The organism is Bacillus sp. DX4.1 (assembly GCF_030348195.1).
In the GTDB taxonomy this organism is placed as follows: Bacteria; Bacillota; Bacilli; order Bacillales; family Bacillaceae_G; genus Bacillus_A.
In genome coordinates this window covers 318,553-331,965 of the sequence record NZ_JAUCFT010000006.1, presented here as the reverse complement: position 1 = coordinate 331,965, position 13,413 = coordinate 318,553, and the positions used below count along the sequence as shown (strand labels likewise).

13 protein-coding genes and 1 pseudogene are annotated in these 13,413 nt (G+C 33.5%); 8 read left to right on the top strand and 6 right to left on the bottom strand.

Annotated features, from left to right (window positions below):
• Positions 1 to 28 precede the first annotated feature (28 nt).
• From QUF99_RS01800 to QUF99_RS01790, 3 genes are all read right to left on the bottom strand, one after another.
• Positions 29 to 352, bottom strand: coding sequence for a helix-turn-helix domain-containing protein (locus tag QUF99_RS01800; RefSeq protein WP_286125494.1), 324 nt, complete (start codon positions 350 to 352; stop codon positions 29 to 31).
• 67 nt (positions 353 to 419) lie between these two features.
• Positions 420 to 1,088, bottom strand: a complete 669-nt coding sequence (locus QUF99_RS01795; protein WP_289368336.1) for an IS6 family transposase — start codon at positions 1,086 to 1,088, stop codon at positions 420 to 422.
• 85 nt (positions 1,089 to 1,173) lie between these two features.
• A complete protein-coding gene (locus QUF99_RS01790) occupies positions 1,174 to 1,704 on the bottom strand; it encodes a GNAT family N-acetyltransferase (RefSeq protein ID WP_289368334.1) in 531 nt (176 codons plus the stop codon).
• Positions 1,705 to 2,595: 891 nt separating this feature from the next.
• On the opposite strand from QUF99_RS01790, the gene ltrA reads away from it, so the two are divergent.
• The 5 genes and pseudogenes from ltrA (at position 2,596) to QUF99_RS01765 (ending at position 8,086) form a co-directional block, all read left to right on the top strand.
• Positions 2,596 to 4,395, top strand: a complete 1,800-nt coding sequence (ltrA, locus tag QUF99_RS01785; RefSeq protein WP_289368333.1) for a group II intron reverse transcriptase/maturase — start codon at positions 2,596 to 2,598, stop codon at positions 4,393 to 4,395.
• Between the two features lie 115 nt (positions 4,396 to 4,510).
• Positions 4,511 to 4,663, top strand: coding sequence for a hypothetical protein (locus tag QUF99_RS01780; protein WP_289368332.1), 153 nt, complete (start codon positions 4,511 to 4,513; stop codon positions 4,661 to 4,663).
• Between the two features lie 42 nt (positions 4,664 to 4,705).
• Entirely contained in the window at positions 4,706 to 4,843 is a 138-nt protein-coding gene (locus QUF99_RS01775) for a hypothetical protein (protein WP_289368331.1), read from the top strand.
• A gap of 1,440 nt (positions 4,844 to 6,283) precedes the next feature.
• Positions 6,284 to 7,180 carry a mechanosensitive ion channel family protein gene (locus tag QUF99_RS01770; protein WP_289368330.1) on the top strand — a complete coding sequence of 299 codons (897 nt, stop codon included), beginning with the start codon at positions 6,284 to 6,286 and terminating at the stop codon, positions 7,178 to 7,180.
• A gap of 627 nt (positions 7,181 to 7,807) precedes the next feature.
• Positions 7,808 to 8,086: pseudogene (locus tag QUF99_RS01765) on the top strand (AbrB/MazE/SpoVT family DNA-binding domain-containing protein).
• 344 nt (positions 8,087 to 8,430) lie between these two features.
• On the opposite strand, the gene QUF99_RS01760 reads toward QUF99_RS01765, so the two are convergent.
• Positions 8,431 to 8,589 (bottom strand): hypothetical protein, encoded by a 159-nt coding sequence (locus tag QUF99_RS01760; RefSeq protein WP_002191590.1) that lies wholly within the window; start codon positions 8,587 to 8,589, stop codon positions 8,431 to 8,433.
• 621 nt (positions 8,590 to 9,210) lie between these two features.
• The gene (locus QUF99_RS01755; protein WP_289368328.1) at positions 9,211 to 9,387 is read right to left on the bottom strand and encodes a hypothetical protein; all 177 of its coding nucleotides are present in this window, start codon (positions 9,385 to 9,387) and stop codon (positions 9,211 to 9,213) included.
• A gap of 198 nt (positions 9,388 to 9,585) precedes the next feature.
• Here QUF99_RS01755 and QUF99_RS01750 point away from each other — a divergent pair, with 198 nt between their 5' ends.
• Both QUF99_RS01750 and QUF99_RS01745 read left to right on the top strand, forming a co-directional pair.
• Positions 9,586 to 10,272, top strand: coding sequence for an IS6 family transposase (locus QUF99_RS01750; RefSeq protein WP_098929416.1), 687 nt, complete (start codon positions 9,586 to 9,588; stop codon positions 10,270 to 10,272).
• A 518-nt stretch (positions 10,273 to 10,790) separates the two neighbouring features.
• Positions 10,791 to 12,329 (top strand): thiol-activated cytolysin family protein, encoded by a 1,539-nt coding sequence (locus tag QUF99_RS01745; RefSeq protein ID WP_289368327.1) that lies wholly within the window; start codon positions 10,791 to 10,793, stop codon positions 12,327 to 12,329.
• A 256-nt stretch (positions 12,330 to 12,585) separates the two neighbouring features.
• Here the strand turns inward: QUF99_RS01745 and QUF99_RS01740 are convergent, their stop codons facing one another.
• The gene (locus QUF99_RS01740) at positions 12,586 to 13,008 is read right to left on the bottom strand and encodes an Lrp/AsnC family transcriptional regulator (protein WP_289368326.1); all 423 of its coding nucleotides are present in this window, start codon (positions 13,006 to 13,008) and stop codon (positions 12,586 to 12,588) included.
• A gap of 157 nt (positions 13,009 to 13,165) precedes the next feature.
• Here QUF99_RS01740 and QUF99_RS01735 point away from each other — a divergent pair, with 157 nt between their 5' ends.
• Positions 13,166 to 13,366: a DUF1272 domain-containing protein gene (locus tag QUF99_RS01735; protein WP_289368324.1), complete on the top strand. Its 201-nt coding sequence runs from the start codon at positions 13,166 to 13,168 to the stop codon at positions 13,364 to 13,366.
• Positions 13,367 to 13,413 lie beyond the last annotated feature (47 nt).

Sequence of the window (13,413 nt, the reverse complement as noted above, 5' to 3'; positions counted from 1 at the left end):
TACTTAGCTGTTTGGGCAAGAACACCTCCTATAGATTTGGATACCGCTTTTTTAAATACGCTACCTGAGCCTTGTAATATTCTAATTCCTCTTCAACACTATTGAATTTCGTACGAAGACGACCTTTCAAGGGGTTTTTTAAACCACTATTACCACCGTTGTTTCTTCGTAAATCTGAAATGTCGCCTGTTTCTTGATATTTCCGAACCCAATTCATTAACTGTGTTCTACTTTTCAGCTTATATTTCTTAGCTATAGCTGATTGGCTACCCTCACCATTTAAATAACTTTTTACAACTTGTATCTTTAATTCATTTGAATACGTTTGAAATGTATCTACTTTTTTAACCATAATAAAATCCCCTCCAAGTAAAAGTGTAACACCCATGTCTATTCATGGCCTTTTTACACTGTCTACCTTAAGGGGATAATATCAGATTCCGTAGATCAATCTGTCCCTTTTTTATCATATGCATGGCCTCCACACCACTCAATATAGAAGTTGCTGTTTTATACGACTTAAATCCCAACATAGAACGCACACGCTTCTTGATAAAACGATGATCTTGTTCCACTATATTATTAAGATATCTAACTTGCCTTAGTTGTATGCCTTCAGGCATATGGTTCTCTTCTTTCAACTCTTGCATCGCTACAGGATAGGCAGGGTTCTTATCTACTGTTATCACACGAGGTTTAGACACGTATGAAAAAGCCAAGGCTTTCTTGAAAAAGCGCTTGGCTGCTTGTTTATCTCTTGATTTACTTAGATAAAAATCGATTGTGTTTCCTTTCGAATCAACAGCACGGTACAGGTACATCCATTGACCTTTTACTTTGATATATGTTTCATCGACTCTCCACGAGTCATTTGTTTGCTTGAGGTGACGTCGTACTCTTGCATCTAATTCAGGACCATACTGACGAACCCAACGCATAATCGTTGTATGAGAAATGGATAAGCCCCGTTCCTCCATCATTTCCACCAAATCACGAAAGCTGAGATTATACCGTAGGTACCATCTCACTGTAAGAAGGATAATCTCAGGCTGGTAATGCTTCCATTGGAATACATTTTCCTTTTCCATACTGATCACACACCTTTTGTAGAGTAGTAATATCAGTATGTCCAAGTTTAAGAGATTTTTTGCACCAGAACCAGAGAGACTAATATCAATCGGTTATTAACTTTGAATAGATATTTAAATCGATAAATTTCCCATTTGATTTTTCACTTTTTCTTAGAGTCCCTTCTAATGTGAATTTTAATTTTTGTAATACTCTTATGGAATTCACATTTTCGGGTTCGACTTTCGCTTCAATGCGATTTAGTTTTAGCTTTGTAAATGCATAATCTAATAAAGCAAATATTGCCTCAGGAGCGTATCCTTTGCCCCAAAATGCTTTTGAGATATCATAGCCAATCTCAGTTTTTGAGTTTTCAAAATCTAAGAAATTATAACCGCATGAGCCGATAATTTGATTAGATTCTGCTTCGATAATAGTAAAACGGAGAGCCTGATTACTTTGAGCAAGTTCATTAAGAAAATTAATCATATCTTTGGCCTGATTTTCATCAGTGAAATTACTAATATTCATGAATCTAGTAACATCTGGATCAGACCATATTTTAAACAAGCTTAATGAATCAGATTCTTCTATTTTTCTTAAATGTAATCTTTGTGTGTATAGTTCTGTAATCAATACTTTTACCTCCATTATGTTGTGACGGATAGATTAAAAATATTGATATCTGCGCATAATTCAGCCCCTTCTATCTTAGTTATTTTTATTATACAAGAGATAAAATGATTAGCACATAGATGAAATGGGGAAAGAAGTAAATAAAGTAATCAATTTATAAAAATGTTAAAAACTAAACAAAAGCGTTATTTGCGCGACACGTTTCCTTATAAGTGTGCAAACACGAAATAGGAGGGTTATCAATTTGATGACAACAACTGTTTGACTGAAAGTAGGAATGAAAGCCGTCAGGTTGAGCTGAAACTACTTATCTAATACTCCTACATGCAAGGCGTGATAGTAGTCACAAATTGTATGAAGCTAGGTGAAGTCGGCTGAACAAAACCTAAGTGAGAAATCATATGATAATGGATAGGTCGGGATGCTACAAAATATCTATGGTGAGAATGTCCAAAACAACGGACTGGCGAACTTGCGAATGTACTGGTCTAAACGCTTAATACATTAGAAATGTGTATGTCGTCAATGACGACGTTATCTACCGAAAAGTAAGAGTAAATAATATGAAATTCGGAACATCTAACGATGAGAATGTAAAGATAACAGGCTTACAGCAAGTACCTAAGGATATATGTATAGCTAAGTCAATCGGAACGTGGTAAGCGAGAAACTGTCACCAACGCCTACTAGCAGACAGGTGCATATAAGGTTCTAACGAACCGAAATTGCTCTATTCTTGTGAAGGTGGGGACACAGTACCGACGAAGCATGTAACAAATGTGGAGGGATAGTCCCTAGTCTTGTTCTTTGAAAACTGAATCAACTAGATGTAACTCACAGGATCGAGTAAGATGATGGGACTTTTCGTAAGAAAGGGGAATTAATACATCGGTGAGTACAACATTACGACATGCAGAATATTACGATATGCAAAAAGTGTTCGATGATTTATATCAACGTAGCAAAAACAATGCTACTAAAGGTATAAATTTATATAAACACATCATATCAAAAGAAAATATTCTACTGGCATATAGAAACATAAAGGCTAACACTGGCTCTAAAACTGAAGGAACAGATGGTATCACAATCGACCATTATAAAATGGAAGATGTAGATTCTCTCGTTGATAACATAAGAAAAGCTCTCATAGATTACAAACCAAATACGGTACGTAGGGTAGAAATACCTAAACCAAATGGGAAAAAACGCCCATTAGGAATCCCTACAATGAGAGATAGATTGATTCAACAAATGTTCAAACAGGTTCTAGAACCAATATGCGAAGCAAAATTCTACAAGCATTCATATGGATTCAGACCTAACAGGTCAACACACCATGCAATGGCTAGGTGTCAATTCTTGATAAACAGAGGGAGATTTAGTCACGTAGTAGATATTGATATACAAGGTTTCTTTGACAACGTAAACCATTCTAAATTATTAAAACAATTATACAACATAGGTATAACTGATAAAAGAGTACTGACAATTATCTCAAAAATGTTAAAAGCACCAATCAAAGGAGAAGGTATTCCTACAAAAGGAACTCCGCAAGGAGGAATTCTAAGTCCATTACTTAGTAATGTTGTACTAAACGATTTGGATTGGTGGATATCTAGTCAGTGGGAGAATATTAAAACAAAGAAACCATATACAATAGAAACCAAAAATCAATTGTTGTCAAAAGCAAAATTGAAGAAAATGTATATAGTTAGGTATGCAGATGATTTTAAAATATTTACCAACAACCATCAATCTGCAACTAAAATATTCCATGCAGTGGAAGGATATCTTAAAAATCAATTAAACCTTAATATATCTAATGAAAAATCAACTATAACTAACCTAAAAAGAAAATCTTCGGATTTTCTAGGATTCTCTATCAAATCTGTAAAAAAGCTAAAAAGACATGTGGCAAACACACATATAAGCGAGAAAAAGAAAAAGGATATCCTTGAAAAAGCAAAAACAAGGATTAAAGCAATTCAGAAGAACCCAACAGCAAAAACAGTACAGGGTTATAACTCCTATGTGCTTGGTATCAAAAATTATTACAGAATCGCGACACATGTGAATATAGACTTTGCTGAAATAGCCTTTCGTCTCTCGAAAACCTTGTTTAATCGTCTAAAATCAATAGGAAAATATAAAATTCCTACCAATGCTAATATATTATACAAAAAATTGCACAGGAACAATTTTAGAACCTTTGAAGTAGCAGGTAATCATGTATATCCACTAGCGGACATACAAACACGATTCCCTCAAAATTTCAGTCAAGACATATGTAATTATACTGAAAAAGGAAGACAAAAACTTATCAAAAGCTTAAAAGGTAACATTGCTAATGAAATACAAAAAATGTTGCTATCCTCCAGTAAAGGGAAAAACATGGAGTACACAGATAACAGAATATCGAGATATTCCATGCAAAATGGTAAATGTGCTGTCACAGGAATCTTTTTACTAGCTGATGATGCGCATTGCCATCACAAACTACCGAAAGATATAGGAGGAACTGACGAGTTCAATAACCTAATTATTGTACATGAATTTGTCCACAGACTGATACACGCTACAAATGAAGAGACGATTAGAAAATATATGAGAATACTTCAATTGAATGATAAACAATTGAAGAAAATAAACAAACTCCGTAAAGTTTGTAATCTAGTTGCTTTAGTATAAAAGGATAAGATGGGGCGCTGTATGCGGTGAAAGTCGCACGTACAGTGTTAAGCGGGGGAAAAGATGGAGATAACTTCAAAGTCTTACCTATCGCAACGGTGGGAGGGTGAAAAAAGTGACGAGGGATAAAAAAGAAAAGTTCATTAAGGAAAGTTGGAAAGAGTTTGAAAGTGTAGAAGACAGCGTTTCTCTTCCCAATTTGGCTAATCTAAGTGAAAAAGAAATCGATACGATGGTTGAATGGTACGACTATCTTTGGGAGAAGTAAAACTGAACAAAAACGCTATTTTAGTAGGAAGGAGGTATTTGAATGAAATCAGAGATTTATCCATTCAGAATACTGTTAACAAACCAAGATATCACAGTTGGAGGAAAGATATTTGCGCCTAACGGCAGAGAAGGAACAGTTACTTCAATTAAATCTGTAAAGTTCGTTAGTATGTCGTGAACTACCCCCACTTAAATTCTAATGAATTTTGAAGTGGGAGCTTCTCAGTTCCACGACGAAAGCAACCTTTCGTCTCCCTGAGCGTTACTTCGGGTTATTCCACCCCTAGATGTCCAACGCTTGGACGTTCTTTTTTACGGTTGATATTTTACGCAGGAACCGAACGGCCTGGTTTTCGCACTGTGTTTTCTTCCTGCAACCTTATATATCAAGTTATCAAAGAACTTCATGTGTCTAGTTTATCAAAAATCTTTTGGTTGTGCCAAACCGAAAGTCATCTCCCACCTAGCGTTGGGCTATCGCCCTGCACACGCTTGAGGAAGGAGAATTCTTTCGGATAGAGTGTTAAATAGAAGTTGTGGGGAGAGCGAAATTAAAAGCTGAATAAAAATTTCATTTTGCAGAGAATGAGGTGTTTCGATGATAGTAGATCCGCCTGAATCATACTAACATAAAGAAGATGGAACGGTCGTTCAATTATTAGAAATTAATGCTAACGATTGGTATTGCTGGGTTAAATGTTTAGATGGTGTTGTAAGACCTATATCAGAGGATATTTTCTTCAGAGACTTCGAATTAACACAAAGAGCAGCTAGCAAAAGCTAACTGCTCGGTCTTGAAGGAGACATTCAATGGGTTGCTTATAAAAATGCTGAAAGAATGCTACAAGTTGGTTACCGGCATCTCTACAGTATGGACGGGATTTTAAATTTTATTCAGGAGGGGAAGAGAATGAACCTAGAAATCTATCCATTAAAAATCATACTTAAAAATGAAGATATAACAGTTGGAGGAAAGATATTCATTTCACTTACCAGAAGAAGTTGAAAATGGAGCTTTACGTCCATTGATAAAAATAGAAGAAAAATAAAATATATAAGGGGATTGGAGTATTATTGCCGTTTCTGTTCCATTACTACACAAACCCCAAGTTATACAAAAAAATAATTCGAATAAATGAGGGTATTAAAAATGAAAATTGGTACATCTGAATGGCTTTCTCTTAGCAAGGATATAAAGCTGAAGCTGATTCGTCTTGCTGTTATAGATAGTCAAAATAAACAAGCAAAATAAAAACCCTTCATTTGCAAAAAGCAAACAAAGGGCTATGTACTGAATGACCGTAGAGCGAAGGAAATCTCGTACATTTCCTTCGTCATTTATTTTAACATATCTGAAGGCTTTAAAGTACTTAATGTGGATTTGAAATAAAGTCGTACCGTTTTGAATAAAGTTATACCATTTATAAAAAAATTGCACCGTTATACCCCTTTAGATAATCTAAAGGGGTATATTTATAGTAAAAAGGAAAAGAACATCTGGAATCAAAAGATCGATTAAGGAACTGTTGAGTGACAATAAATTGTTTCGTTAAAGGGTCATATTGCTGAAGATGAACTGGGAATAAAAATCATAATACATAGTTAAGGAAGTGGATGGATGAATTTATTAACTTTTACTGAGGAATTTTTTAATTATGTAAGGGAGTTTTTACTTTTAAGATTTACACTATTTGCTTTGGTCCTCATGACTTTTTCCTTTGTCATAAACCGTATTATTGATTGGTTTTTTAGGAAGTCAAGCTTTTTTGATGAAGAAGTAGAACAGACGATTCAAAGTGTAATTCGATCAATTTTTAGGTATGGAATTTTAATCAGTCTTGTTTTTTATCTAATTAGTCAATTTGTAGATATAAAAGGTATTCTTGCAGGTGCAGGGATTGCCGGAGTTGTCGTCGGTTTTGCTGCACAACAGATGCTAAAAGATGTTATATTAGGGTTCGCAAGATTAACGGACAAAGAGTTTCGTGTCGGTGATTTTGTTACTTTTAACGGAACAAGTTCAGGTACCATTGAGGAAATCAGTATTCGCTTTATGCAAATTCGTGAATGGTCGGGAAAACTCCTTACCATCCCACATGGAGAGATTAGAACGATACAAAATTTTAATAAAGGCTGGATGCGGGTTATTGAACGGATTACGGTAAGTTATCAGGAAGATCCTACAAGAATAAAGGAATTGTTAGAAGAAGTATGTGTTATCTGCAATGAAAAATTGGATCAAGGCCTATATAGGATAGAGGACGAGGCTGTTGAATCATTTCACTATATTGGTGTTACAGACTTAAATCCAAATCTTAAATATGTTGGGTACGAATTTTGTATTGTAGGTTTGGTTAAACCTGAGGAGTATTTTGAAACTTCCAGACAAGTAAGATTTGAACTAATGTCTATATTCCATGAGAATCAAGTACAAATGCCAGCAGCGAATATGTTCGTTCATACTGAAAAATTACAGCTGGAGAGTAGCTTTCACCAAGTAGGTAAAGAAAACTAGCTGATTGGAGATCCTAGGTCGGTTCATGAGGTGTGATTGGAAATTATATTAAGAATTTGGGTTTGTAGACTGGCAGATTTCGATGAGCTTAAGGGGTTAAACAATTCCTCCTAAAAAAAGTAACTTCCGCACTCGGGTGCAATTCTGTAGCAAGAATTGTGCTCGTTCTTTATGTATCGGGACATATTCTTGAATAATAAATTGTGGGAAAAATGGCAATTTGAGATGGTGCGTTAGTGGAATAAAGAACATTAAATTAATCAAACTTTTTTATAAAAATCTCATATATAGCTAAAAAGAGTAACTCCATTTTAATCAATCTTTTTTCAAAATAGAGCTTTTGTAGTTGCTGTTAAATAAAGGTTTGTAACTTCATTTTAATCAAACTTTATTCCAAACCAATACTTAATGGGAGAGGTTGGGGCTTGGGAATAGCCTAAATTAGATTAGAGAAGGGGGATACAAATGGAAGAAGTACATCTTTCATTTCAACAAAGGTGTAAACAGGTAGTAATGCTGATAGTAAGTTTCTGGATCGTGATGTTGTTAATTTTTGGTGAAAGCTTGTTACAATAAAATAGAATTATATTGGGTACAAAAGATAATGAAAAGGGGGAAAGAAGCTAAATGAAATCAACAGGAATGACTCGAAAAGTAGATGGATTAGGGCGTGTAGTTATCCCAAAAGAATTGAGGGATACTCTTGGTATCAAAGAACAATCACCATGAGAGATCTTTATAGAGGGAGAAAAAATTGTTTTACAGAAGTATCAAGCTGGTGGGGCTTGTGTGGTAACAGGTGAGATTTCAGAACGTAATATGTCATTAGCAAATGGAAAGATTACGGTAAGCCCAGAAGGTGCGGAGTACCTGGTTAAACAGTTGCAACAATACCAAGTTAAATAGAGAAATTCAAGGCTCTGCTATACAGGGAGCTTTTTTATCACTAATATAATAATTTCACGTATCGTATTAATTAATAAATTAAACAACACGAACCAATAGTCTACATTATATATTGTTTCTCTCTTGGGATGCTATATCCTTACAAATGGATCGAGCTTGATATAATAGAAGGAAAAGAACAAATGGAACAGATGCGAAAATCTCTGGAAAACATAGAGAAACAAAGCCTAACTAAAAAAGTGAAACCTCTTCGACTGTTTCTAAAGGAAATCGCGATCGGAAATATCCCTCTAAAATGAAATGAAATTGTTACCTGTTAAAATACAAATTAAGTATTAAAGCAACTATCTGGAATCTAATTGTAATTCAGCTTTGTCGTTTGTCAGTGTATTAGCAGAATTACAATTTCCAGAGTAGATAGCTCTTGCTTCATCACACGAATCAGATTTTTCACATCCTATAAGCATTCCTAATGTTATAAATGATAATAAAATCTTTTTCATTATAATACACGCTCCATACTATTTAGAATGTTATGATGTTCTTAGATTAAGTGAAATTTATAACATATATTCCCATGACAAAAAACATATGTATTGAATTAAAGAAACTGAGGAAGGTCAGTTTTTGACCAATTTATATAATAGACTTCACCATACATGCCTGTCGACTTAAGAAGTGGGTTGTTCCCCAAACCGAAAAAAATGAGTTGAATTCTCATAAATAACTGTAAAATAATAAAATTTTCGTTTAGGGGCTACTTTAAAATCTTAAGTTGATGGGCATGCGGCGGCACCCCTATGTATAAAAAACTTTGCAACAGAACCCATAGATAAATCAATGAGAACATACCACTTTTTTTACTTAGAAAAAGATAGACATTAACAAAAGTGTATACTGTCTACTAATTTATATGGTGTTACTTTGTTTTCTATTAACATTATCTAATCTGAATTTACTTCATTTAAAGATAGTTACCATTAGTCCTATTCTCGGCTATACACAAAAAGCGTATCTATGCAGATGCATTTTTTGTATTATTATTCTTTTGTAAATTGAAATAAACTAATTGAACCTAATAACATGAATAGATTCAGAAGCATTTAATAAAGTTATTAAAATTGTTAAACAGTCAAAATATTATCTTTAGTCTTATAGTCAGGTGCTTTTGGTGTTGGCTCATATAAAGCGTTTAATAAGTGATTATATTCACTTCGTGTAATTTCTTTATTATACAATTGAATTAATAAATCTTTATGTTCTTTTGAAAAAGCCATTTTGTTAAAAAACTTAGGATACATATAATTATTCTCTCCACTTCATGTCGGTTCTAAAATTTCATGTTGCTTTCATTTAATTCTTATAAAAATTACATTATCGTGACTTTATAACATCACTCCCTTTTCAAAAATATTCATCAGATATCAACATTAGGGTTCTGTTGCAAAGTTTTCTAAAGTAAGCTAAACTCTGTAAAAAACAAACAAGGAGCGTAACAAATGGGATATTTTAAAGGAAAACAGTTCGAGAAAGATATTATCTTGGTAGCCGTTGGCTACTATTGTCGTTTTTCTTTAAGCTATCGCGATGTGTCTGAAATTCTCAAAGAACGTGGTATTTCTATTCATCCAACAACTATCATGCGCTGGGTTCATGAATATGGAAATCTTATCTATCAAATTTGGAAGAAGAAAAACAAAAACACATTGTTATCTTGGCGTTTGGATGAAACCTATATCAAAATTAAAGGAAAGTGGTGTTATTTATATCGAGCAATTGATAAAGAGGGACAAACACTTGATATTCAACTTCGTCAAAAACGAGACAAACAAGCAGCATATGCTTTTATGAAAAGACTCGCTCGAACTTTTGGAGAACCAACGGTTCTGACGACAGATAAGGCTCCTTCTTTAGCTTCCGCATTCAAAAAATTAAAGGAGATAGGTCTTTACAAAAATACCTTTCATCGTACAATAAAGTACCTCAATAATATCATCGAGCAAGATCATCGACATGTGAAACGTCGATTTTCCCGTTCCTTAGGCTTTCAAAGTCTTCGCCATGCCTCACGTACTATTAAAGGTATAGAAACTGTTCATGCCATATACAAACAAAAGCGAAGTCTTCAACCAAACTTCGTTTTTTCGACGTATAACGCATTACATGAATTATTAATAGTTTCATAAAACTGGTCCGCAATATTCTCCATCTCTTTATGTCTTCGGAAACTTTGCAACAGAACCAAGAAAAGGAATGTAGTAAATAATCGTATACAAGTACTCTCTTACGATAGATATGTGAGGTGCATGAAAATACAAAGAGGGAAAAGAATGATAAACATTCTTTTCCCTTTTTACCTACTGGAACTTTCATGCTCATTAGCTTTTCGGTATATCGAAAAATGCTGTAGAATTTCCCTTTTCCATTATAGCAATAAAACCAGCTTATGTTATATGTAATATTGCATATCAAAATGTATTGATAAAAATGTAAGCGCTTACTATAATGAAAGCATAAAGATAAATCACATCTTAGCAACAACAAAAGAGGAGGAAATAATATGACAATCGCAATGACAATTTTAAAATTTGTAGGTGGAGTACTTCCATTAGTTCAAGAACTTTTAAAAGCATTTATGTAAGTTCACTATTTAGCAATTATTTATAAATAATTATCATACCTTAATACGAAAAAAAGGAAGGGGTTGATTTTCTTGAAAATTAAGAAAAATACTAAAGGAATAAAATTCCTAACATGTTTATTAGTTAGTTTATGCACTATTAATTATTCATCTATTTCCTTCGCGGAAACACAAACAGGTAATTCAGCTGATGCAACAAAAAATGCTAGTGGCATTGATACTGGCATAGCAAATTTAAAGTATGATAGTAGAGATATTTTAGCAGTAAATGGTGATAAAGTAGAGAGTTTTGTTCCGAAAGAAAGTATAAATTCAAATGGTAAATTTGTAGTAGTTGAACGTGAGAAAAAATCACTTACAACTTCACCAGTCGATATTTCGATTATTGATTCTGTGGCTAATCGTACTTATCCAGGAGCAGTACAACTTGCAAATAAAGCTTTTGCAGATAATCAACCTAGTTTATTAGTGGCTAAGAGAAAACCTTTGAATATTAGTATAGACTTACCTGGCATGAGAAAAGAAAATACAATAACTGTCCAAAATCCAACATATAGTAATGTGTCTGGAGCAGTAGATGATTTAGTATCTACTTGGAATGAAAAGTATTCAACAACACATACGTTACCTGCAAGAATGCAGTATACAGAATCTATGGTTTATAGTAAATCTCAAATAGCAAGTGCTCTTAATGTTAACGCTAAATATCTTGATAATGGGCTGAACATTGACTTTAATGCGATTGCAAATGGAGAGAAAAAAGTGATGGTTGCGGCATATAAGCAAATATTTTATACCGTAAGTGCAGAACTACCTAACAATCCATCAGATCTTTTTGATAATAGTGTTACTTTTGGTGAGTTAACTCGTAAAGGGGTAAGTAATGCGGCTCCGCCTGTTATGGTGTCAAATGTAGCTTATGGCAGAACAATTTATGTGAAATTAGAAACAACATCTAAGAGCAAAGATGTACAAGCTGCCTTTAAAGCCTTAATTAAGAATAACAGCGTCGAAACGAGTGGACAGTACAAAGATATTTTTGAAGACAGTACTTTTACCGCTGTAGTATTAGGCGGAGATGCAAAAGAGCATAACAAGGTTGTTACAAAAGATTTTAATGAAATACGAAATATCGTTAAAGATAATGCAGAATTAAGTCCTAAAAATCCAGCATACCCAATTTCATATACAAGCACTTTCGTAAAAGATAACGCAACTGCTGCTGTTCATAACAATACAGATTATATTGAGACTACAACTACAGAATATTCAAGTGCTAAAATGACGCTTGATCATTCTGGTGCATATGTTGCTCAATTTGATGTATCTTGGGATGAATTCTCATATGATCAAAATGGAAAAGAAGTACTAACACATAAAACCTGGGAAGGAAGCGGCAGAGACAAAACTGCTCATTTCTCTACAGTCATACCACTTCCACCGAATTCAAAAAATGTAAAAGTCGTAGCGAGAGAATGTACAGGTCTTGCATGGGAATGGTGGAGAACAATTATTAATGAACAAAATGTTCCATTAACAAATGAAATAAAGGTTTCAATTGGAGGAACAACATTATACCCAACTACTAATATTAGTCATTAGGTAAAAGTGAAGCGCCCTGTTTACAGGGCGCTTTTTTACTTGGTCACAAGTATATCGGCGCTTTTTCAAATATATCATACTCATCTAAAATGAAAAAATGACTTCTCTACGGCTAGTGATTTATAAGAATTCAGCTTGTTTTTTTCGTTTTATGTAACTACGAATTTCTTAACTTGATGGTAATGAAAAAGCTCAATAAATAACTCGATATTCGTATTTTTTATTGTGTATTAAATAGCTTCGAAGAAACACTTTTCTATAAAATACATTTATATTTTACTGGTGATGATAAATTTATTAAAGTCGATGGATAGCCAAACTCCATCGAAGCATCTATAAATTCTTCTAAATGTTGTACCGATTCTGTTACTATTTTTATCAAATAACTATATTGTCCAGCTAATCTGTGGCATTCAAAGACCATGGGATGTTCTTCACAAAACATTCTGAATTGCTGACATTTTTTCGAGTCAAACAAAACAAAAGCTGTTACATTCTTATTTAATTTTTCTGGATTTATAACTGCCCTATAAGATGCAATAATATTTTTATCCTCTAGTTTTTTTACTCTTTCTTTTACAGCGGGAGTTGATAAGTTCACCATTTTTCCTAGTTCAGTCATAGATATACGCCCGTCTTCTTGAAGAATATGTAAAATTTTCCGGTCAATATGGTCCATTCTAAACAGCTCCTTTTTATTTAAAGTGAAACACTTATAATGAATAAATTTTTTAAGTCTTTTGGGTGAACTAGCTAATAATTTGTATTTAATCAAAATTATATTATATTTATAATTTAATGTATATAATGAAAATTTTGTTATAGGAGGAATAAAAATGGGACATGAGATGAGGAAATGTTGTGAGAAATGTAGTAATAAGATTAAAGAGCAATCTTTGGCTTTTATTTGTACACATGAATGTACATTTTGTGAGGAATGTACAAAATCAATGAATTATGTTTGTCCTAATTGTAAAGGAGAACTTGTCAAAAGACCTAGACCCATATCTAGTAGTGTCTGCTCTCTTAACATATAACACATACTACTTATTAGGTTTATAACGAAATAAGTTCAAAAGATAAA